This window comes from Arthrobacter zhaoguopingii (assembly GCF_009828605.1).
Lineage (GTDB): Bacteria > Actinomycetota > Actinomycetes > Actinomycetales > Micrococcaceae > Arthrobacter_D > Arthrobacter_D zhaoguopingii.
The window spans coordinates 262,637-284,625 of sequence record NZ_WIAE01000001.1 but is presented as its reverse complement, the minus strand read 5'-3'; the positions used below and the strand labels follow the sequence as shown (position 1 = coordinate 284,625).

Here is a 21,989-nt window from a genome sequence, read left to right as displayed (position 1 = left end):
GTAAGTGTTCCAACCCTACCCATATCAACGCTATAAGTGGGCTTTTGTTCCCGTCCCGGGCCGCGTGCCCCGCTCCGTTGCGCGCAGTTGTTATCCAATCGCTACCTGTCCGGGGCCGATTGGTGCGGAACGGAAACAGCGCCCGAGTAACATAAGCTCCACATTGAGTGACAGCAGTCACACGCATGATCTCCTGCCCGTCCGGCAGGCGGCCCCCACCGTGGAGGTTCCTATCTTGATAACCCAACCGACGCCTGCTCGGCTCGGGAGGATGTTCGCTGCCCTTTTCAGCGTCCTTCTCGCCGTGCTCCTCAGCGCACCGTCAGCGCAGGCGTCCAACCAGCCGCCCGGAAGGGCGATGAATTCTGCAGCAGTACCTGCAACTGTCCAGGCGGAAGAGTTCCAGGACCGCATCAGCGGCGTCCTTCGAGGCGTCGACGGCCCCATCGCCGACGTCACCATCACGGCCACGGGCAACGGCTTCGAAGGCGAGACCACCTCCGGCGAGAACGGCTTCTGGTCCATCGGAGTGCCGGAACAGGGCTCCTATGAGGTCGAGGTCGACGAAGACACCCTGCCCGAGGGAATCACCCTCGCCGAGGGCCAGGAAAACCCGCGTACGGTCACCTTCGCCGGAACCTCCAACGCCACAACCCTCTTCCTGTTCGGTGAGGGAATCGTCGCCCAGGGCGGAACCTTCTGGGACACCCTCGCCGAACGTGCCCTCGCGGGCTTCAGCTTCGGGCTGCTCCTCGCGCTGAGCGCCGTCGGACTCTCGCTGATCTTCGGCACAACGGGCCTGACCAACTTCGCCCACGGCGAGATGGTGACCCTCGGGGCCGTCCTGACCTTCGGCTTCGCCGCGCTCGGCCTCCCCGCGCCGGTCGCCATCGTCCTCGCGGTGATCGGCGGCGGAGTGCTCGGCTATGTGCAGGACGCCGGGCTGTGGAAGCCGCTGCGGAACCGCGGCACCGGGCTCGTGCCCATGATGATCGTCAGCATCGGCCTGGCGCTGGCTCTGCGCTACATCATCCAGTTCAACTTCGGCGGGGCAACCACCCAGCTTCCCGGTTCCCAGGGCGAGATCATCAACCTCGGTGCGGTCTCCATCTCGCGGAACAACCTGAACTCGCTCATCGTGAGCCTGGTCGTCATCCTGCTGGTGGCGTTCCTGCTGCTGAAAACCCGCATCGGCAAGGGCACCCGCGCGGTGGCCGACAATCCCGCGCTGGCGGCGGCGTCGGGCATCGACGTCGACCGGGTGATCCGGATCGTCTGGGTGATCGGCGGAATGCTCGCCGCGCTCGGCGGCATCCTGTGGGCCTACTACCGCCCAGGGGTCTCCTACAACATGGGCCAGCAGATCCTGCTGCTGATCTTCGCCGGCGTCGTGCTCGGCGGCCTCGGCACGGTCTTCGGGGCGCTCATCGGGTCGATCATCGTGGGGCTGTTCGTCGAAATCTCAACGCTCTGGCTTGAAGCCGACCTGAAGTACGTCGGCGCTCTGCTCATCATGATTCTCGTGCTCCTCTTCCGGCCGCAGGGTATCCTCGGCCGCCGCGAGCGCATAGGTTAGGGGTTCCAATGGATTTCGGAAACATCCTTGTCAACGCCTTCGGCGAACTCATCAGCCCGACGACGGCGGCCTACGCGCTGGCCGCCCTCGGCCTCGCCGTCCACTTCGGCTACTCGGGTCTGCTGAACTTCGGCCAGGCGGGCTTCATGGCCGTCGGAGCCTACGGCTTCGCCATCTCCACGCTGACCTTCAACGCCCCCCTGCCGGTTGCGGTGCTCGTGGCCATGCTCGCGTCGGTGGTGTTCGCCATCGTGCTGGGCATCCCCACACTGCGCCTGCGCACCGACTACCTGGCGATCGTCACGATCGCCGCCGCGGAGATCGTCCGGTACGTGGTGACCACCAACGACCTCACGGAGGTCACCGGCTCGGCCAACGGACTGGCTGCCTTCGAGGGCGGGTTCTACGCGCTCAACCCCTTCCCGGCGGGCACCTACAACATCGGCCCCCTGGCGATGAACGAACGCAACTTCTGGATCCGCGTCGTGGGCTGGTCGGTTGTCATCCTCGCGTGCCTCACCGTGTGGCTGCTCATGCGCAGCCCCTGGGGGCGCGTACTCAAGGGCATCCGGGAGGACGAGAACGCCGTCCGCGCCCTCGGCAAGAACGTGTACGCCTACAAGATGCAGGCGCTGGTGATCGGAGGCATCCTCGGCTCGCTCGCGGGGATGGTGTTCACCCTCCCCCGCGGCGCGGTCCAACCAGCCAACTACGCCACGGAACTGACCTTCTTCCTGTACACCTGCCTGCTGCTCGGAGGCATGGCCACGGTGCTCGGGCCGGTGATCGGGGCCATGATGTTCTGGGTGGTCCTGTCGCTGACCCAGGGCCTCCTGTACGGTGCGATCGAGTCGGGTGCCATCACCTTCCTCACCAACGTCCAGGCCGGGCAGCTGCGCTACATCCTCGTCGGTATCGCCCTGATGCTGCTGATGGTCTTTAGACCGCAGGGCGTGCTGGGCAATAAGAAGGAGCTGGCATTCGCATGAGCGAAAATTCCACCAACCACGTTCCGTCCGGCGGCGGCGCACACCGTGCCACGCCGTCGGAGCAGGCGGCCGGGTCCGCCGTCGCCGAGGCCCCCGCGGGCGAGGACTACATGAACGACTCCCGGCCCATCGCCACCGGCGAGGCCGGGCCGGGCTGCCGCAAGCGGGACCCCATTGTCGTCGCGAAGAACGTCACCCGCAGCTTCGGCGGCATCAACGCCGTCGACGTCGAATACCTCGAGATTCCGCGCAACAAGATCACGGCCCTGATCGGCCCCAACGGCGCCGGAAAGACGACCCTGTTCAACCTGCTGACCGGGTTCGACACCCCGAACAGCGGGGACTGGGAGTTCGACGGCAAGCCGCTCGCGAAGGTCCCGCCGTACAAGGTGGCCCGGATGGGCATGGTGCGCACCTTCCAGCTCACCAAGGTGATGGGCAAGCTCACGGTCATCGAGAACATGCGGCTCGGTGCCACCAAGCAGCCCGGCGAGAGCCTGGCCAAGGCGCTGTTCAAGAACCTGTGGGGTGCCCGCGAAAAGGAGATCACCGCCCAGGCCGAGGTGCTGCTCGCGAAGTTCAAACTCGACACCAAGCGGGACGACTACGCCGCCTCCCTCTCGGGCGGGCAGCGCAAACTCCTGGAGATGGCACGGGCCCTCATGGTCAGGCCGCGCCTGGTGATGCTCGATGAGCCTATGGCCGGCGTGAACCCGGCCCTGACCCAGTCACTGCTCGACCACATCAAGAACCTCAAGGCCGAAGGCATGACGGTGCTGTTCGTCGAGCACGACATGCACATGGTCCGCCACATCGCCGACTGGGTGGTGGTGATGGCCGAGGGGAAGGTCGTCGCCGAGGGCCCGCCGGACATCGTGATGAAGGACCAGGCCGTCATCGACGCGTACCTGGGCGCCCACCACGACGTCGACCTTGGCGACTCGACCGGCGTCGAGCGCCTCGAGGAGGAGCTCGCCCATGACTCCGAGTCGGTCGTCGGAACCGAGGACGAGGGAATCCTCGGCCACTCAATCACCGAGGTCAGCGAACCCGGATCCACCCGCACCGGATCGACAGGCACTGAGGAGACAAAGCGATGAGCGAGTACGACGGCGATTCCGTGGTGAAGGTGACCGACCTGGTGGCCGGCTACCTGCCAGGGGTCAACATCCTCAACGGGTGCAGCATCGAGGCCCGCAGGGGCGAACTGATCGGCATCATCGGGCCCAACGGTGCCGGCAAATCGACCCTGCTCAAGGCGATGTTCGGTCTGGTGAAAATTCACTCCGGGCAGGTGATGGTCCGTGGCAAGGACCTCACCGGCCTCAAGGCGAACCGCCTGGTCAGCCAGGGCGTGGGCTTCGTGCCCCAGAACAATAACGTCTTCTCGACGCTGACCATCGAGGAAAACCTGCAGATGGGCATGTACCAGCGGCCCAAGGACTTCAAGAAGCGGTTCGACTTCGTCACCGGCCTGTTCCCGGAACTGGGCAAGCGGCGCGCCCAGCGGGCCGGCTCCCTCTCCGGCGGCGAGCGCCAGATGGTGGCCATGGGCCGGGCGCTGATGATGGAACCGGCGGTGCTGCTGCTCGATGAGCCGTCAGCAGGCCTGTCCCCCGTCAAGCAGGACGAGACGTTCCTGCGCGTCCACGAGATCAACCGGGCCGGCGTCTCCGTGATCATGGTCGAGCAGAACGCGCGGCGGTGCCTGCAGATCTGCGACCGAGCCTACGTGCTCGACCAGGGCAAGGACGCCTACACCGGCACCGGCCGCGAGCTGATGAAGGACCCCAAGGTGATTCAGCTGTACCTGGGCACCCTGGCCGACACGGCCTGAGCTCCTCAGTACAGAACTGCGGGCGGCACCGGAAACGGGCCGCCCGCAGCTGTTTAAGCCCGAGGCTGGTCAGCCCCCCGACCGCCGCTGATTCCATCACGGCTACCCCTTGACGCATACCCCCCAGGGGTATATGTTCGGTACGTCAGCATCACCTGGTCGGGTCAAGGAGCCTCCCATGCAGCATCGAACCCAGCATTCCCCCGGGGCGCACCAGCACTCCCCCGTGGCGCCAGCCTCTCCCCCGCGCCCCGGCGGGTCCCCGGCCTCTCCGCCCGGTCGGCCCCGGTCACAGTCGACCCCCGGGGCGGCACACCACGGCGAAGCGCCCACCGGCCATGCCGGTCATGCCGGTCACGGAGACCACGAGGTCCATGCCTCGGGCCAGCATGCCGGGCACAGCACCGCCATGTTCCGCAGCAGGTTCTGGATCAGCCTCGCCCTCGCCGTCCCGGTCGTCGCCTTCAGCCCAATGTTCGCCATGATCCTTGGGTACAGCCTGCCGACCTTCCCGGGCGCGGCGCTGATCTCCCCGGTGCTGGGCACGGCCATCTTCATCTACGGCGGTACCCCCTTCCTCCGCGGCGGGTGGGGCGAGCTGAGGTCGCGGCGGCCCGGGATGATGCTGCTGATCGCCATGGCCATCACCGTGGCCTTCGCCGCCTCCTGGAGCACCACCCTCGGCCTTGGCGGGTTCGACCTGGACTTCTGGTGGGAACTCGCCCTGCTGATTGTCATCATGCTCCTGGGTCACTGGATGGAGATGCGCGCCCTCGGCTCAGCCGCCGGCGCCCTCGACGCCCTCGCGGCCCTGCTGCCCGACGAGGCCGATCGGGTCACCGCGGACGGAATCGAAACCGTCCCGGTGTCATCTCTGGCCCCCGGCGACGTCGTCCTCGTGCGGTCGGGGGCCCGGGTGCCCGCCGACGGCACGGTCACCGAGGGCGCGGCCGAGTTCGACGAATCGATGATCACCGGTGAATCGCGCACCGTGCTGCGCCGGAAGGGCGACCCCGTGACGGCGGGCACCGTGGCCACCGACAACGCCGTGCGCGTGGCGGTGACAGCGGTCGGCGGTGACACGGCGCTGGCGGGCATCCAGCGGCTCGTCGCCGACGCCCAGGCCTCCTCCTCCCGGGCCCAGGCCCTGGCGGACCGGGCCGCCGCACTGCTGTTCTACTTCGCCCTGGGCGCCGGCATCGTAACCTTCCTCGCCTGGCTGGCCCTCGGAAGCCCGGAGGACGCCGTCGTCCGCACGGTGACGGTGCTGGTCATCGCCTGCCCCCATGCACTGGGCCTGGCTATCCCCCTGGTGATCGCGCTGTCGACCGAGCGGGCTGCCCGGGCCGGGGTGCTGATCAAGGACCGGCTGGCGCTGGAGCGGATGCGCACCATCGACGTCGTGCTCTTCGACAAGACCGGGACCCTCACCGAGGGCCGCCCGGAGGTCACCGGCGTGGCCGCCGTGCCCGGCATCAGCCACTCCCGGCTGCTGGCGCTTGCGGGCGCGGCAGAGGCCGACAGCGAGCATCCTGTGGCGCGGGCCGTGGCCCAAGCCGCCGCCGGGGACGCCGGGGCGATGGAGCTCGCCTATGCGGGAACCGGGTTCTCCTCAATGACCGGACGCGGCGTGCGGGCCACCGTGGCCGGCTCCGAGGTCCTCGTCGGCGGGCCGAACCTCCTGCGGGAGCTCTCCCTCGACATCCCGGCTGGCGTTGCCGGGCCGGTGGCTCAATGGACGGCCCGCGGGGCGTCGGTGCTCTCCGTGGTCCGCGACGGCAGCGTCATCGGGGCGCTGGCGCTTGAGGACCGGGTGCGGGACGAGTCCCGTGCTGCGGTGAAGGCGCTGCAGGACCGCGGGGTCAAGGTCGCGATGATCACCGGTGACGCCCGGCAGGTCGCCGACGCGGTGGCCCGCGACCTGGGCGTGGACGAGGTCTTCGCCGAGGTCCTCCCGCAGGACAAGGACGCGAAGGTCGCCGAACTCCAGTCGCGGGGATTGACCGTGGCGATGGTCGGTGACGGCGTCAACGACTCCCCCGCGCTGGCACGTGCGGAGGTCGGGATCGCGATCGGCGGAGGGACCGACGTCGCCATCGAGACCGCAGGGGTGGTGCTCGCCGGCAATGACCCGCGCGCGGTGCTGTCGATGATCGACCTGTCGCGGGCCAGCTACCGGAAGATGATCCAGAACCTCGTCTGGGCCGCCGGGTACAACGTGGCCGCGGTGCCGCTGGCGGCCGGCGTGCTGGCTTTCGCCGGGGTGCTGTTGTCCCCTGCGGCCGGAGCCGTGCTGATGAGCGTCTCGACGATCGTTGTGGCACTCAACGCCCAGCTGCTGCGCCGGCTCAACCTCGACCCGCGGCGCCTCGCGGCAACGCCCCGCTGAACGCCGCTGACACCTCGAGCCCGAAGTGTTGGTCCACTCAAGAACCCGAAGGAGAAGAAACATGAAACGCTACCCGGCCCTGAGCGGCCTCGCCCTGGTCCTGATCCTCGCCGGCTGCGGAGCCGGCCCGGAGGCCGGACAGGCGCCGCCGTCAACGTCCAGCTCCCCTGCAGTGTCGGCCGGACTGTCCAACGCCGCCGACATGGAGTTCGCCGCCGGAATGATCCCGCACCACGAACAGGCCGTGGAAATGAGCGATCGAATGCTCGCCAAGACCGGGATCGACCCGGAGGTTAAGGCGCTGGCCACCCGCATCAAGGCCGCCCAGGCGCCGGAGATCCGAACGATGAAGACCTGGCTCGACGCGTGGGGGAAGCCCGGCGCGGACGGCGGCAGCGGAGCCGGCCACGGTTCCGGACACGGCGGGGAGGACACTGCCGGCGGGGGCACCGGAGACGGGATGATGAGCGGTGAACAGCTTGAGGAGCTCGCGGGCGCCGAGGGCGACGAGGCGTCGCGGCTGTTCCTTGCCGGGATGATCGAACACCACAAGGGCGCCATCGACATGGCGGAACAGGAGCTGGATGCCGGCGCCGATCCCGGTGCCAGAGACCTCGCCGCGTCGATAGTGCAAGCGCAGGAGGCCGAAATTAAGGAGATGGAAGCCCTGCTGGCGCGCCTTTAGACTGCCGGGGACCGTCCCTGCCGCAGGGCTCGGACGGTTCCACGGCAGACAGGGAAGGACGCAATGAACGCAGGTCACGGGAGCGCGGCACCAGGGCGCACGCAACCGGGGGGCAAGGCACCGAGGGTTGCAAAACCGAAGGGCACAGCACCGAGGGTTGCAGAGCCGAGGGGCCCGGCACCGGCCCGGGTGGCCGGCAGGGGGTTCATGGGAGTGTTCCGGGTGCTGAAGGTGCTCCGGCCTTCCCGCCCCATCCACCCTCGCGGGGTACGCCTGACGGGATACCTCGCCGTCGACGGCGGTGCCTCAAGCGGCATCCCATGGCTCGACACCGCGGGCAGCACCCCGGTCGAGGCGCGGCTCTCACGGTCGGTGGGCCTGCCCGGTCCCCTGCCGGACATCATCGGACTCGCGGTGAGGATCCCCTCCGGCGACGCGCAGGCCGATGTGCTGCTGGCCTCGACGGGGAGTTCCCCGGTGGGCCGGTTCGTGCTGGTCCCCCGGCTGAACATCGCCCGCTCCCCGTTGACCACCATGATGCCGTACCGGGGAGCACGCGGGCCGGTCCTCCTGGCCGCGCGGAGCACGGGACCCTCCGGGCGGATACCGGCGTCGCTGACGGCCTTCCGGCGCAGGCTCGCGGGACGCCCCTGGTCGATGGAGTTGTCCTATGCCCGTCCACTGGGGCCCTGGATCCCGTTTGGAACCCTCACGCTCACCGTAAACCCCGATCAGGGCCAGGAGGACCTGCGGTTCGACCCGGTCCGCAATCCCCTGCCCACGGCGTCGGCCTATGAGTGGGCCGCCGCGCTGCGCCGGGGCTCCTACGCCGTCGCCCGTTCCCCCCGGCACAACGAAACCGACAAACGCACCCGATAACGACACGCGCGTCACTTAACGTCAAACGCACCCGATATATCGGGTGCGTTTGTCGTTAAGTGGTACTCAGAAGGCCCGCACAGGCGGAAGGCCCGGACAGGCGGAAGGCCCCGTCCTGGTGGACGGGGCCTTCCGGTGCAGCGGATGTGCTGACCCGAGATCCGGAGGTTAGAGCTTGCCAACCTCGGAACGGCTCGGCTGCGGCACGTTGTTTTCGTCGTACTGGTAGATGCCGATGGCGGCTTCGGTGGGATCGCCGTTCTCGTCGAAGGAGACCGGGCCGGAGATACCGTCGTAGTCGATGTCCTCACCCTCGCGCAGCAGCGTCACGCAGCCGGCGAAGTCAAAGCACTTCTCGCCGTCCTTGGAGACAGCCTCGAGCTCTCCCGCGATGGCGGTACCCTCGGTGCTGCCCGCAGCCTCTGCTGCCAGCGACATCAGGTTGACGGCGTCGTAGCTTTCACCGGCGTAGCTCCAGCTGGTCAGCTTGGGATCGATCTCAAGCAGAGCCGTCTGGAATTCATCTCCGGTGAACGGACCGGGGATGGTGCCCTGGGCGCCCTCGAGGGTGCCCGGCTCCAGGTCCTCGCTGTAGTCGGTGGTGTTGCCGTCGACCATGAACATGCTCGAGGGGTCGATGCCCTTGCCGGTGAGCAGCGGGACGATGCTCTTGGCCTGGTCGAAGGTGATGATGACGATGGCGTCGGGCTTGGCCGCGACCACCGCATCGACCTGGCTGCTGAACTGGGAGTCACCTTCGTTGAACAGTTCGGCGGCGACGACCTGGCCGCCGGCTCCTTCGACGGTCTCGGTGATGTTGGCCTGCAGGCCGGTGCCGTAGGCGTCGTTGAGGACGATCATGCCCACAGTCTGGGCGCCGCAGGACATGATGTAGTTGCCGAGGGTGCGTCCCTGCAGGACGTCCGAAGGCGCGGTGCGCCAGTACAGACCCTTGTCATCCCAGTCCGTGAATTCCGGGGAGGTGTTCGCCGGCGAGAACTGCACGACGCCCGCTCCGGTGATCTGGTTGATGACGGTCTTGGAGACACCGGACGAGGCCGCGCCGATGATGCCGCTGACATCCTGGGACAGGAGGTCGGTGACCGACTGGGTGGCGATGTCGGTGGTGGTGTCGCCCGAGTCGCGGTGGACCACCGAGATTTCCTTGCCGAGGACTCCGCCTGCTTCGTTGACTTCCTTGACCGCGAGGTTCACGCCCGCGATTTCCGGCGGGCCGAGGAACGCGAGGGTTCCGGTGGTCGGCAGGATCGACCCGAGCTTCAGGGGCGTATCGGTGACGGTCTCCGCCTCGGGGACCGCCGAGGGGTCGCCCTTCTCGCCGGCTTCCGCCGCCTCGCCGCCTTCGCTGGGCGGGCAGGACAGTGCGCCCGCGGTCTGGGCGGACGCCGAGGCGCTGGGATCAGCGCCGTCTTCGGGGGCAGTGGATCCGCCGCCTCCGCCGCCACAGCCCGAGGCAAAGAGTGCAATACCCAGGCTGAGGGCTGCGATCTTCGCTGCGCGCGGAGCATTCTCCCCGATGCCGGACCGCATCGGGTTGCGTGTTACAGTCATCAATTTTTCTCCTCGACCGAAAGGCGTCGTCAGCCTTTGATGCACTCACCAGGTGTTCCTGGTATGTAGAAAAGCTAATGCAAAAATGGGCCGAACATAAGGGAATCCGGTTACATCCTTGTAACGCTCGTCACACCGAGGGCTCGGCGGGGTTGACACAGGGGGCGGTCGGGCGATGATCGGGCGGAGATGCGTCCCTCCGCCCGTCGAGGTGTGGGCGCGATTGCTGCGGACGGTGAAAGCCGACCGTGGGCAGCGGCGGCGGTCGGACGGCCCGGCATGCGCGCGATGTCAACGCCCGCCGTCAGTGCGGCCTTACCTGGGGCCTCGGCAAGTGAGCCTCGGCACTGGGGCCGGCGGACGGAAGGAACTGCTTGGGTGCCGGGCCGGCGGGCCCGGTGGTACCCCAGGTCGGACTCGAACCGACACTGAACAGATTTTAAGTCTGGTGCCTCTGCCATTGGGCTACTGGGGCGGATGCTCCGCAGGTCAAGAATATCGCGCCGGGACACCCGCGCCCGCTCCAGGGGCGGGCGGGCGTTGCGGGCACCGGGTGAACCCCGGGCTGGAGTGCATCACCGGTTAAGCAGCGACGGCGGGCCCCCGCGTCTGCGGGAACCCACCGTCGTCTCCGGCGGACCGGTTGGATCAGGCGTTCGAGGCAGCCTTGCCGCTTGCCTTTCCGGCCGGGACCGGAGGTGCCGACTGAAGGGCGGTGTCCTTCTTCGGCGGCGGAGTGGCGGCGTTGCGGAACTGGCGGCGCGGGGTCTGCAGGTCCGCGATCGGGGCAAGGTCCCTGCCGAAGATGAAGCTCATCGACCAGTTGGAGATGACCCGGGCCTTGCGCTCGAACATCGGCATGGCCATGCCGTGGTACCCGCGGTGGGCCAGCCAGGCCGGGAAGCCGCGCATCCCAAAGCCCATGATGTTGGCGACACCCTTGAAGGTACCGAAGCCCGCGACGGCACCCAGGTTGGTGTGCTTGTACTCCTGGACGCGGCCTACGCCGTAGTTCTGCGCGTAGATGTTCTTGGCGAGGCGCTTCGCCTGGCGCACGGCGTGCTGGGCGTTGGGGACGCAGAACCCTCCCACGCCGCCGCCGCTGAGGTCGGGCACGGCCGCGACGTCGCCGGCGGTCCAGGCGTGCTGGAGGGGTCCGTCGTCACCGGTGATGCGCAGCTCGGCGTTCGCGCGCAGGCGGCCGCGGTCATCGACCGGGAAATCGGTGGAGCGGACGACCGGGTTGGCCTGCACGCCCGCGGTCCAGATGAGGGTGTCGGAGGCGAACTCGTCGGCCGGGGTCTTGTCCGGCATGTTGATCAGCTTCAGGTTGCCGTCCACGGCGCTGGCAAGCGAGGTGTTGAGCAGGACCTGGATGCCGCGTGAGCGCAGGTGCTCGACGACCCAGACGGCCTGCTGCTCGGTGACCTCGGGCATGACGCGCGGCATGGCCTCGATCAGTACGAAGCGGACGTCGGAGCGTTTGAGGCGGGCGTTCTTCTTCACCGCATCGCGGGCCATGTCCTCCATCTCGGTGATGGCTTCGATGCCGGCGAACCCGCCGCCGACGACGACGAAGGTCAGCATGCGGTCCCGGGCCGGGCCGGCGGGCATCAGCGAGCCGGTCTCGATCCGCTCGAGGATCTGGTTGCGCAGCGCGACGGCCTCTTCGATCGTCTTCAGGCCGATGCCCTGGTCCTTCAGCCCCTCGATGGGGAAGGTGCGGGTGATCGCGCCGGCGGCCATGACGATGTCGGTGTAGCCGAGCGTAAACGGCTCACCCTCGCCTGCGGGCTCGATCGTGGCGGTGCGCGCGGCGTGGTCGACCGACGTGACCCGGCCGCTGATGAGCTCGGTCTGGGGCAGGTGGACGCGGTGCGAGACGATGGCGTGGCGCGCCTCGATGCTTCCGGCGGCCACCTCGGGGAGGAACGGCTGGTACGTCATGTAGGGAAGGGGGTCGACCAGGGTGACAATGCCACCGTGGGACTTCACCTTCTTCTGCAGATTGCGGGCCACGTAGAGGCCGACGTAGCCGCCTCCGACGACGAGGATGCGCGGACGATCAGAGAACAGTGAGTTCGATGCCATGGCTCGATAGTACCGGACTTTGTGAAAGTCTTCACTAACTGTGAGGAACCTCTACCTGCTCAGCCGCGCGCGCTCCCGTGACCGGTTTCCGCTGGGCGGTCGGTCCGCTGCGGGACGTCGAAGGCACCGGTGTCCGGCTCCTCCCGCGGGGGCGCCAGGCGCTCGGCGCGGCGGACACGCAGGACGTGGACGGTTCCGGCCACCAGGAGCAGGACGAACAGGCCGGAGAAGCCCAGGACCACCACCGGGGGCAGCACCGTCGAGGATCCGGCCCCTTCGTGGGCCTGCGGGACCGGGGCGGCCGGGATGTCGGGAGCGGCCGTGTTCTCGGCCGGAGCCGGAGGTGCCGCCTCGGCGGGCGGCTTCCCCCGCCGGTACACCTGGATCCACTGCTCGATGCTGCCGAGCTGGTTGGCCTCGGGGACCTCGACCCCGGGGCCGACGGCGGCGGCGACGTCCAGGATGCCGTGCCCGTAGATGGTGTCGAAGCCCGGCGCGCCGGCGTCGCGGGCCGTTCCGACAATGCGGTTGATGACCTGCGCGGCGCTCAGCTCCGGGTACTTGGAGCGGATCAGCGCCGCCACCCCGGAGACGAGCGGCGCGGCGCCCGAGGTTCCCGACCATTCGGCGTAGAAAGCCCCGGGCAGCCCGCCGACAAGGTTCTCCGACGGCGCCGCGACGGCGATGCTGATGCCCTCGGACGAGGATTCCCTGCTCGCGACCCCGCTGCGGTCCAGCCCCGCGACCGACAGGACGCCGGGAATGGTGGCGGGTGCGCCGACCTGGGTGAGCCCGCCCGCCCGGTTGCCCGCGGCGGCCACGATGACGACGTCGCGCTTCTCGGCGTAGAGGAACGCCTCGTCCCAGCTCTCGGGCCAGGTCGTCGAGGTGCTCCCGAGCGACATGTTGATGACCTTGGCCCCGTTGTCCACCGCCCAGCGCACGGCATTGGGGATCTGCTCGTCCGTGCCGACCCCCGCCGGGTTGGGGCCGCTGTTGGGCCCCTCGATCCACACCGACACGGCGAGCAGGTCAGCCTTCGGGGCCACCCCGATGATGCCGTTGGGGCCCTGGCCGTAAGCTTCGAGCGGGGACTGCGCGGCCCCTTCGGTGGGACGCGGCCCATGCCCCCTGCCGGCGAGGAGGGTCGACACGAGGGTCCCGTGCTCGGGGACCTCCCCGATGCCCTGCTGGCCGTCCCCGCGCCCGGCGCCCGAGGCGTCGATCCCGGCGGTGACGGCGCCGCGCAGGTCGGGGTGGGAGCTGTCGACGCCGCTGTCGATCACCGCGACCTTGACCCCTTCGCCCTGGGTTGACTTCCAGGCCTCGGTTACCCCGTAGTCCTCCAGCCAGTACTGCTTGTCCCGGACGTGGTCGGCCCGGGCCGGGGCGGCAGTGCACAGCAGCATTGCCGCGGCGAGGACCGCCGCGGCGGCTCGGGAGGCTCGGCGGCGGGCCGCCCGGGTGGGTGAAAGGGCGCTGGAGGGCGAAAAGGTCAAAAAATCACTTCCGGAGGGCGGGAACGCTGAGGGCGATGCCGTCGAGGATGTCGTGTTCGCTGGCCACGGCGGAGTCGACCCGGCCGCCGGTGGCCTCGGCGATGTGCTCGACGACGCACTTCCAGATCAGGGCCCCGGCGCCGATGACGTCGACCCGGCCGGGGTGCATGTAGGGCAGGGCCGCGCGGGCGGCCCGGTCGCGGCGCAGCAGGTCGTCGGCGGCTCCGGCGATGGCGGTGGTGCTCAGGCGTGCGCCGTGGATGCGCTCCGGAAGGTAGGAGGGAAGCTGAAGCGCGTGCGCTGTCACCGTGGTGATACTTCCGGCGACACCGATCAAAGTGCTCACCTCCCCGAAGGGCACCTCGCGTCCGGCCTCGCTGATCAGCGCGCGGACCTCGCGTTCCATCGCCTCGATTTCGGCCCCGGTGGGCGGATCGGAGCGGAGGAAGCGTTCGGTGAACCGGACGCAGCCCATGTCCATGCTCCGGGCAGCGGTCACGGCGCCGCCGCGCCCCGCGACGAACTCGGTGCTGCCGCCGCCGAGGTCTACGACCATCACCGTATCCGTGTCGGGCACGTCGAGCACGCTCACGGCGCCGCGAAAGGACAGCGAAGCCTCCTCGTCACCGCTGACCACCTCGGGCTCGACGCCGAGGCGCTGGCGGATGCCCTCGACGAAGACGTCCCGGTTCTCGGCGTCGCGGGAGGCGGAGGTGGCGACGAAGCGGAGCCCTTCGGCGCCGTGCCGGCGGATCAGTTCGGCATATTCCTCGGTGGCTTCGAAGGTCCGCGTCAGGGCGGCCTCGGAGAGCCGGCCGGTGGCGTCGACCCCCTCCCCGAGCCTCACCACCCTCATGCGCCGTTCGACGTCGGTCAGCACGCCGTCCTCGATGTCGGCGATCAGCAGCCGGATGGAGTTCGTTCCACAGTCAACCGCGGCGGTCCTCATTGTTTCTCCTGTGCTTCGGCTCGTCGCCCGGCACGCTTGCGCTCGAGCTCTTCGGGGCTGAGTCCCTGGGTCTTGGTGTGCCGGCTGAGGTCGGCCGACGGCGGCTCGCCGGAGGTGTCCCAGGCGCCGGTGCAGTAGCAAACGTCGGCGGTCCACCACTCGGCGATGCCCTCAAGCGCCTCGTCGCCCAGCGGGTTGACGCCGGGCCCTGCGGCCAGGGAGTGCCCGACCAGCACGTGGAGGCACTTCACCCGGGTGGGCATGCCGCCGGCGGATACCCCGGCGATCTCGGGAACCGGGCCCGTCCCGGCCCGCCTCCCGACCTCCTCGCGTGCGGCAAGGTAGGCCTCGTGCGCGGCCCGGTACCGTGCGGCGAGGTCGGCGTCCCGGCCGAGCCGCCCGGTCATTTCCGTCATCAAGCCGTCGGCCTCGAGCCGGGACACGGCGGAGGTGATCACCGGGTGGGTCAGGTAGTAGGTGGTGGGAAAGGGAATGCCGTTGCCGAGGCGGGGTGCGGTCACGGCCACCAGCGGGTTGCCGCACACGCACCGCGCCCCGATCTCGACGACGTCGCGGACCGGCCGCCCGAGCTGGCGGCTCAGGACCTCGTGGTCCCGGTCCGTGGGGGTCCGCTCGTCCTGCTGAGCCACTTGGGGTCCTTCCTTGCTGCCCGTGCGGGCAGGTGTTCGAGTGTTGTCAGTCCGTCGCGGCGCGGGAGACCGATTCCCACAGCGAGTCGACCCACGGGAGGTCCTCGGGCTGTCCGGCGGAGCCGGTGCCGGTTGACTCCTCGATGCCCGAGCCACCCTTGACGAGGTAGCGCTTCTCCCCCGGCATCACGAGGAAGATGCGTTCACGAGCCTGCTGCTTGATGTAGGCGGGGTCGTCCCAGCGGGCCAGATCCGCCCGGTGCTGCTCCTGGGCCTGCTGCTGCTCGGCGATCTGGTCCCGAAGGGCCGCCACCTCGCCCTGCTGGCGGAGGTAGTTGGTCACCGAGGGGACGAGCAGCACGATCACCGCAACGAGGACGAGGGCCAGCGCCAGCAGGCGTCCGGAAAACGACTGCGCCGGAATGGGTTTGGCATCCTCGGCCGGAACGATCACGCGGTTCCGGGGGCGGACGGCGCTGGCCCCGGCCCTGCGGATGGCCCCGGCGAGCTGCTCCCGTTCGGCGGCCCGGACCTCGGACGGCGTTGGATGTTTCCGGGCCGGGGCGGGCTGGGGCGCGGGTGCCGTGGCGGCGGCGGGCTTGGTCCGGACGCGGTCCGCCGGCGGCCCTCCGACCTGCCCCGCATGGGCGCCGGGTTTCGCCGGGGGCGCCCCGGCAGCCGTCCGGTCCGCCGCGTGGGGCGACGGACGGACGGCACGCGGCACATTGGGGCGGCGGGCAGACATGGCACTCCTCGGCTGGTTGCTGCGACGGGATCCTTACGGACCCCGTCTAACGAGGGTAACTGCCCTCCGGTTCAACTATGCAGTGAAACGCGGGAAGGCGCTGCGCCCGGCATAACGGGCGGCGTCGTCGAGTTCCTCTTCGATGCGCAGCAGCTGGTTGTACTTTGCGACGCGCTCGGACCGCGCGGGGGCGCCGGTCTTGATCTGGCCGGCGTTCGTGGCAACACAGATGTCGGCGATCGTGGTGTCCTCGGTCTCGCCGGAGCGGTGCGAGGTGATCGTGGTGTAGCCCGAGCGCTGGGCCAGCGAGATCGCGTCGAGGGTCTCGGTCAGCGTGCCGATCTGGTTGACCTTGACCAGCAGCGAGTTGGCCGTGTCGGCGGTGATTCCGCGCTCGAGGCGGGTGGGGTTGGTGACGAACAGGTCGTCGCCGACGATCTGGACCTTGTCGCCGAGGGACGCGGTGAGCGCCTTCCAGCCCTCCCAGTCCTCCTCGTCCAGGGGATCCTCGATGGACACCAGCGGGTAGTCGCGCACCAGCTCTTCGTAGTAGGCGCTCATCTCGGCGGTGCTGAGGGACTTGCCCTCGAACGTGTAGACCCCGTCGCTGTAGAACTCCGAGGCCGCGACGTCAAGGGCGAACGCGATGTCGGTTCCGGGCTTGTAGCCGGCCCGCTCCACCGCGGTGGTGATCAGGTCGAGCGCGTCCCGGTTCGAGGGAAGGTTCGGGGCGAAGCCGCCCTCGTCGCCGAGGCCCGTGGCGAGGCCCTTTTCCTTGAGGACGGCCTTGAGCTCGTGGTAGACCTCGACGCCCCAGCGCAGGCCCTCGGAGAAGGAGGCGGCACCGAGGGGGACGATCATGAATTCCTGGATGTCGACGTCGGAGTCCGCGTGGGAGCCGCCGTTGAGGATGTTCATCAGGGGCACGGGGAGGACGTGCGCGTTGGGGCCGCCCAGGTAGCGGTAGAGCGGCAGGGCCGAGGATTCGGCGGCGGCGCGGGCCACGGCGAGCGAGACGCCCAGCATGGCGTTGGCGCCGAGGCTTGACTTGTTCTCGGTGCCGTCGAGGTCGAGCATCGCCTGGTCGATGGCGCGCTGGTCGGCGGCGTCGAAGCCGAGGAGGGCGGGCTGGATCTGGTCGATGACCGCCTCGACGGCCTGCAGGACGCCCTTGCCCAGGTAGCGGGCCTTATCGCCGTCGCGGCGTTCGTTGGCTTCGAAGGCACCGGTGGAGGCGCCGGAGGGAACGGCGGCGCGGCCGAAGGTGTCGTCGTCGAGCAGGACCTCCACCTCAACGGTGGGGTTGCCGCGGGAGTCGAGGATTTCCCTCGCGTGGATGGCGTCGATGATTGCCATGGAAATGCTCCTTTGGGTTGGAGTGGTCGAGATTCCACCGCGGGACGGTGGTCAAAGCGTTGGCAGTGCCGTCTTAAGCGTAGTTCACCGCCGCGGGCGGCGGACGCCCGTCACCCGGCTCCACCCGGCGCAGGACCGGCCACCGAGTCCTGGAAGCGGCGGACGGCGGCGCGCAGGGCCCGCTCCGGGTCGAGCCCCCGGGAGGCGGCACCGCGCACCAGCGCGAAGAGGGCATCGCCGAGCTCCTCCTCGGTGTGCGGGCCGGCCGCGCCGGATGCGGCTCCGTCGGGCGCGGCCGCGTCGTCGGGGTCGGGCAGCGCGCCGAGTGCCCCGGCCCGGTGCAGGCTCGAGGCGGCGCGGGCGAGGGCGGGCAGGTGCCGAGGAATACCGTCGAAGGCCGAGGCGCGGTCCGGCCGTTCGCGCTCCTTCACCGTTTGCCAGGTCCGGGCGATCTCCTCGGCGCTGGCGCCCGCACCGCCGCCGGAGGCCACCAGCGAACCGTCGGCAGCGAAGACGTGGGGGTTCCTGCGGATCATCTTGGCTGTCAGCCCCTCCGCTACCTCCCGCAGGCCGAAGCCGCCCTGCTCGTGTTGAAGCTGGGCGTGAAGCACCACCTGCAGCAGCACGTCGCCCAGCTCCCCCAGCAGCTCGGTCCGCGCCCCGGCGGTCCCGGCCTCCGCGCCGGCGGGCCCGCCGAGCGCTTCGAGGGCCTCGACGAGCTCGTAGCTCTCCTCGATCAGGTACTGCACGAGCGAGGCGTGGGTGAGGGCGCCCATCCACGGGCACCGGGCCCGCAGGACGGCGATGACCTCAACGAGGCGGTCAACCGCGGCGCCGGCGCCGCCCGCCGGGTCGGCGGATTTGGGTGCGTCGGGCATGGCGGCCTAGGAGGCGGCGGTCTCGAACTCGGACACGACGTACTCCGTCAGGGCCTCCCGGTCCTCGAGGGGAAGGAAGGCGGCGTCGACGGCGTTGAGGGTCAGCTCCAGCAGGTCGCTGAGGTCGTACCCGAAGGTGTCGGCGAGGAGTTCGAACTCCCCGGTCAGGCTCACCCCGCTCATCAGCCGGTTGTCGGTGTTCACTGTGACCTTGAAGCCGAGCTGGTACAGCATGTCGATCGGGTGGCTTCCGATGTCGTTCCCGAAGGACTCAACCGCCCCGGTCTGCAGATTCGACGACGGGCACAGCTCCAGGGCGATCCCGCGGTCGCGCACCCAGGCGGCAACCCGGCCCAGGATGGCGGTCTCGACGCCGTCCTCCCCGTTCCCGGTGGCGTCGGCGCCCTCGAGGGAGATGTCCTCGGCGATCCGCACCCCATGGCCGAGGCGCAGTGCCCGCCCGGAGACCAGCGCGTCGACGATGCTCTCCAGCCCGTCGGCCTCGCCGGCGTGGACGGTGGCGGGGAACTGGTGGGCGGCGAGGTAGGTGAACGCGTCGGCAAGCCGGGAGGGCGGGAAGCCCTTTTCGGCTCCGGCGATGTCGAAGCCCACGGCGCCGCGGTCCCGGTGCCGGACGGCAAGTTCGGCGATTTCCTGGCCGCGGTCGGCGTGGCGCATGGCGGTGATGAGCTGGCCGACCTGGATGGCCCGCCCGGCGGCCCGGGCGGACGCGACGCCCGCGGAGAGCCCTTCCTGCACGGCCTCGACGGCCTCATCCAGGCTCAGGCCCTGGGCGGTGTGCTGCTCGGGAGCCCAGCGCACCTCGCCGTAGACGACGCCGTCGGCCGCGAGGTCCTCGACGAACTCGCGGGCCACCCGCACCAGGGCGCCGCGGGTCTGCATGACGGCGATGGTGTGGTCGAAGGTCTCGAGGTAGCGCACCAGCGATCCGGAATCGGCGGAGTCGAGGAACCACCGGCCGAGCGCTTCCGGGTCGGAGGCCGGGAGGGTATGCCCCACCTCGGCCGCCAGCTCGAGAATGGTCGCGGGGCGCAGGCCCCCGTCGAGGTGGTCGTGGAGGGAGACCTTGGGGAGGCTGCGGATGTCGAAGGAGGTGCCAGGGGCGGAGGTCTGGGAGGAGTTCGTCACGCGTTCAACCCTACAGGTGGGCCCGGACGGGCCGCACCCTCAGGCGGCCTGGTCGATGTCGGGAAGATCCGGTCCGGCCGCCGCCGGAAGCACCCGGGGCGCCGCCCTGCCGGAGGCCGCGCTGAGCACCCGGTCGACGACCACGCCGACCACCACGGCCACCGCGATCGCCACGGCGACCCCCAGCAGCTGGTTGCCGGCGAACCACGCACCGGCCAGCGCGCCGATGCCCACGGAGTACGCCCCCCAGACGCCCCCGGCGAGGGCGGACAGGGCGACGAAGCGCCGGCGCGGGTAGCCGGTGGTGCCGGCGGCGAGGTTCACAGCCACCCTGCCGATCGGCAGGAAGCGGCCCACCAGGAGCAGGGAGGCGGCCCGCTTGTCGAGCTCGTACTTCGCCCAGGCGAAGGAGCGGAGCATGCGCGGCCGGCGCATCCACCGGAAGCGGGTCAGCCCGATCCCCCGGCCGATGGCGTAGGCGGTATTGTCGCCGAGAAAAGCCCCAAGCGAGGCGGCCAGCATCAGCAGCCAGGGGTTGGGGTGGCCCTGGGTGAGGATCAGGGACGCCAGGCCCACGACCACCGATTCGCTGGGGAAGGGCGGGAAGAACCCGTCGACGGTGCAGCAGAGGAACACCACCAGGTACACCCAGGGCTGTGCCGCGGCGTCGATGACCCATTCATTGATCCCGGCGAGCAGGGCGACGATCAGGTCCATGGGGAACCGCCGGCCGCAGGCCCGCACCGACGGGTGGGATCCTCGTTATCAAGCATTGGATCATTCTGCTCCGGCCCCGGAAGGGCCCGCATCAGGGAGACCCCCTAATTGGGCCCCTATCACCCCTGCCGCGCACCCCTACTTCGCACTCCTAGAACGCACCACCTCCCACCGCCGCGCGGTCTTCACCCGGCGCACGGAGTCCCCGGCGGCCCGGGTGCGGGCCGGCGGGGAGCGCCGGTGCTAGGAGACCCGGTCGAGGATGAGTTCCTGGGCCGGCCGGGATCCCTCCGGGGCGATCACGACGGCATCGGCGAGGGCCGCGCGTGCACGCTCGAACCGCTCCGGGGTGTCGGTCAGCAGGGTCATCAGCGGCTCTCCCGCACGCACCAGCGCTCCGGGCTTGGCGTGCATCCGCACCCCTGCGCCCGCCTGCACGGCGTCTTCCTTGCGGGCCCGGCCGGCGCCGAGCCGCCACGCCGCCACACCGACCGACAGGGCGTCGAGTTCGACGAGCACGCCGTCGGCGGGGGCGTAGATGGTTTCGGATTCCTTGGCGACGGGCAGGGTGGCGCGGGGATCTCCGCCCTGCGCCTCGATCATGCGGTTCCACACGTCCATCGCGCGGCCGTCGCGGAGTGCCGCGGCGGGATCGGCGTCGGGCACGCCCGCCGCGGCGAGCATCTCCTCGGCCAGACGCACGGTGAGTTCGACGACGTCTTCGGGTCCTCCGCCCGCCAGGACCTCGACGGATTCCTCGACCTCGATGGCGTTGCCGGCGGTGAGTCCGAGCGGGGTGCTCATGTTGGTCAGCAGGGCCACGGTGCGCACTCCGGCGTCGGTGCCAAGGTCGACCATGGTGCGCGCCAGCTCGAGGGCGTCCTCGCGGGTCTTCATGAAGGCGCCGGTGCCCACCTTGACGTCGAGGATCAGCGAGCCGGTGCCCTCGGCGATCTTCTTGCTCATGATCGAGGAGGCGATGAGCGGAATGGCCTCAACGGTGCCGGTGACGTCCCGCAGCGCGTAGAGCTTCTTGTCGGCGGGGGCCAGACCGGTTCCGGCCGCGCAGATCACGGCGCCGACGTCGGCGAGCTGGCGCATCATCTCGTCATTGCTCAGGTGTGCCCGCCAGCCGGGGATCGACTCAAGCTTGTCGAGGGTGCCGCCGGTGTGCCCGAGGCCGCGGCCGGAGAGCTGGGGCACGGCGACCCCGAAGACGGCCACGAGGGGTGCCAGCGGCAAGGTGATCTTGTCGCCCACCCCGCCGGTGGAGTGCTTGTCGCTGGTGGGCCGGCCCAGGGAGGAGAAGTCGAGGCGCTCCCCGGAGGCGATCATCGCCGCGGTCCAGCGCGAGATCTCCGCCCGGTCCATGCCGTTGAGCAGGATGGCCATGTTCAGTGCCGCCATCTGCTCGTCGGCGACGGCGCCGCGCGTGTAGGCGTCGATCGTCCAGTCGATCTGTTCCGGGGTGAGAGTGCCCCGGTCCCGCTTGGTCCGGATGATGTCGACGGCGTCGAAGGCTTCGGTCATGGTTCTACCTCTGGGGTTCGTGGGGGGGTGGGTCGCGCTGGGATTCAGGAGAGGTTCTCGGGCCCGAAGGCGTCCGGAAGGACCTCGTCCATGGTGCGGATGCCGCGGACTGTCTGCAGCACCATGCCGGGGGCGCGGAACTCGTAGAGCAGCTGGCGGCAGCGCCCGCACGGCATCAGGGTGTTCCCCGAGCCATCGACGCAGCTGAAGGCGACGATGCGGCCGCCGCCGGTCATGGCCAGGCTGCTCACCAGTGCGCATTCGGCGCACAGGGTCAGCCCGTAGGAGGCGTTTTCGACATTGCACCCGGAGATGATGCGGCCGTCGTCGATCAGGGCCGCGGCCCCGACGGGGAACTTCGAGTAGGGGACGTATGCGCGCTGCATCGCGGCGGTGGCCGCCTGCTTCAGTTCCTCCCAGGGGAGGTCGCGGGGTTCGAGGGCCGGGTCGGTCACCGGTATCGCTCCTTCGGCGGGTTCGGGTCGGTCGTGGGATTTC

At 69.7% G+C, this 21,989-nt stretch carries 19 protein-coding genes and 1 tRNA gene; 7 read left to right on the top strand and 13 right to left on the bottom strand.

Annotated elements, in window-relative coordinates:
- The first annotated feature begins 271 nt into the window (after positions 1 to 271).
- The 7 genes from GVV77_RS01305 to GVV77_RS01275 all read left to right on the top strand — a co-directional run bounded on the left by GVV77_RS01305 (position 272) and on the right by GVV77_RS01275 (position 8,355).
- On the top strand, positions 272 to 1,576 hold the full coding sequence (locus tag GVV77_RS01305; protein WP_159615645.1) for a branched-chain amino acid ABC transporter permease: 1,305 nt from the start codon (positions 272 to 274) through the stop codon (positions 1,574 to 1,576).
- 8 nt (positions 1,577 to 1,584) lie between these two features.
- Positions 1,585 to 2,565: a branched-chain amino acid ABC transporter permease gene (locus tag GVV77_RS01300; RefSeq protein WP_159615643.1), complete on the top strand. Its 981-nt coding sequence runs from the start codon at positions 1,585 to 1,587 to the stop codon at positions 2,563 to 2,565.
- Between the two features lie 110 nt (positions 2,566 to 2,675).
- Positions 2,676 to 3,665, top strand: a complete 990-nt coding sequence (locus GVV77_RS01295) for an ABC transporter ATP-binding protein (RefSeq protein ID WP_159616137.1) — start codon at positions 2,676 to 2,678, stop codon at positions 3,663 to 3,665.
- Positions 3,662 to 4,402 (top strand): ABC transporter ATP-binding protein, encoded by a 741-nt coding sequence (locus GVV77_RS01290; protein ID WP_159615641.1) that lies wholly within the window; start codon positions 3,662 to 3,664, stop codon positions 4,400 to 4,402. The genes GVV77_RS01295 and GVV77_RS01290 overlap by 4 nt, the downstream gene beginning before the upstream one ends.
- 178 nt (positions 4,403 to 4,580) lie before the next feature.
- Positions 4,581 to 6,791 (top strand): copper-translocating P-type ATPase, encoded by a 2,211-nt coding sequence (locus GVV77_RS01285; RefSeq protein ID WP_159615639.1) that lies wholly within the window; start codon positions 4,581 to 4,583, stop codon positions 6,789 to 6,791.
- Positions 6,792 to 6,852: 61 nt separating this feature from the next.
- Positions 6,853 to 7,476, top strand: coding sequence for a DUF305 domain-containing protein (locus GVV77_RS01280; protein WP_159615637.1), 624 nt, complete (start codon positions 6,853 to 6,855; stop codon positions 7,474 to 7,476).
- 207 nt (positions 7,477 to 7,683) lie between these two features.
- A complete protein-coding gene (locus tag GVV77_RS01275; RefSeq protein WP_159615635.1) occupies positions 7,684 to 8,355 on the top strand; it encodes a hypothetical protein in 672 nt (223 codons plus the stop codon).
- A 168-nt stretch (positions 8,356 to 8,523) separates the two neighbouring features.
- On the opposite strand, the gene GVV77_RS01270 is transcribed toward GVV77_RS01275, so the two are convergent.
- The 13 genes from GVV77_RS01270 to GVV77_RS01210 all read right to left on the bottom strand — a co-directional run bounded on the left by GVV77_RS01270 (position 8,524) and on the right by GVV77_RS01210 (position 21,952).
- Entirely contained in the window at positions 8,524 to 9,927 is a 1,404-nt protein-coding gene (locus GVV77_RS01270) for an ABC transporter substrate-binding protein (RefSeq protein WP_159615633.1), read from the bottom strand.
- A gap of 399 nt (positions 9,928 to 10,326) precedes the next feature.
- Positions 10,327 to 10,402 (bottom strand) — tRNA-Leu (locus GVV77_RS01265).
- Positions 10,403 to 10,575: 173 nt separating this feature from the next.
- Positions 10,576 to 12,018 carry an NAD(P)/FAD-dependent oxidoreductase gene (locus GVV77_RS01260; RefSeq protein WP_159615631.1) on the bottom strand — a complete coding sequence of 481 codons (1,443 nt, stop codon included), beginning with the start codon at positions 12,016 to 12,018 and terminating at the stop codon, positions 10,576 to 10,578.
- Positions 12,019 to 12,077: 59 nt separating this feature from the next.
- Positions 12,078 to 13,427, bottom strand: coding sequence for a S8 family serine peptidase (locus GVV77_RS01255; RefSeq protein WP_159616135.1), 1,350 nt, complete (start codon positions 13,425 to 13,427; stop codon positions 12,078 to 12,080).
- 94 nt (positions 13,428 to 13,521) lie between these two features.
- Entirely contained in the window at positions 13,522 to 14,466 is a 945-nt protein-coding gene (locus tag GVV77_RS01250) for a Ppx/GppA phosphatase family protein (protein WP_159615629.1), read from the bottom strand.
- Complete coding sequence (locus tag GVV77_RS01245; RefSeq protein ID WP_159615627.1) at positions 14,463 to 15,116, bottom strand: DUF501 domain-containing protein; 654 nt, start codon at positions 15,114 to 15,116, stop codon at positions 14,463 to 14,465. The genes GVV77_RS01250 and GVV77_RS01245 overlap by 4 nt, the downstream gene beginning before the upstream one ends.
- Before the next feature lie 46 nt (positions 15,117 to 15,162).
- Entirely contained in the window at positions 15,163 to 15,861 is a 699-nt protein-coding gene (locus GVV77_RS18075) for an FtsB family cell division protein (RefSeq protein ID WP_201291418.1), read from the bottom strand.
- A gap of 75 nt (positions 15,862 to 15,936) precedes the next feature.
- Positions 15,937 to 17,217: a phosphopyruvate hydratase gene (eno, locus tag GVV77_RS01235; protein ID WP_159615625.1), complete on the bottom strand. Its 1,281-nt coding sequence runs from the start codon at positions 17,215 to 17,217 to the stop codon at positions 15,937 to 15,939.
- Positions 17,218 to 17,327: 110 nt separating this feature from the next.
- Positions 17,328 to 18,095: a MazG nucleotide pyrophosphohydrolase domain-containing protein gene (locus GVV77_RS01230; protein WP_246199560.1), complete on the bottom strand. Its 768-nt coding sequence runs from the start codon at positions 18,093 to 18,095 to the stop codon at positions 17,328 to 17,330.
- 6 nt (positions 18,096 to 18,101) lie between these two features.
- Entirely contained in the window at positions 18,102 to 19,244 is a 1,143-nt protein-coding gene (locus tag GVV77_RS01225; RefSeq protein ID WP_159615623.1) for an adenosine deaminase, read from the bottom strand.
- A gap of 39 nt (positions 19,245 to 19,283) precedes the next feature.
- Positions 19,284 to 19,961 carry a DedA family protein gene (locus tag GVV77_RS01220; RefSeq protein ID WP_159615621.1) on the bottom strand — a complete coding sequence of 226 codons (678 nt, stop codon included), beginning with the start codon at positions 19,959 to 19,961 and terminating at the stop codon, positions 19,284 to 19,286.
- 243 nt (positions 19,962 to 20,204) lie between these two features.
- Complete coding sequence (locus GVV77_RS01215; protein WP_159615619.1) at positions 20,205 to 21,491, bottom strand: thymidine phosphorylase; 1,287 nt, start codon at positions 21,489 to 21,491, stop codon at positions 20,205 to 20,207.
- 44 nt (positions 21,492 to 21,535) lie between these two features.
- Positions 21,536 to 21,952, bottom strand: a complete 417-nt coding sequence (locus tag GVV77_RS01210) for a cytidine deaminase (protein WP_159616132.1) — start codon at positions 21,950 to 21,952, stop codon at positions 21,536 to 21,538.
- Between the last annotated feature and the right edge of the window lie 37 nt (positions 21,953 to 21,989).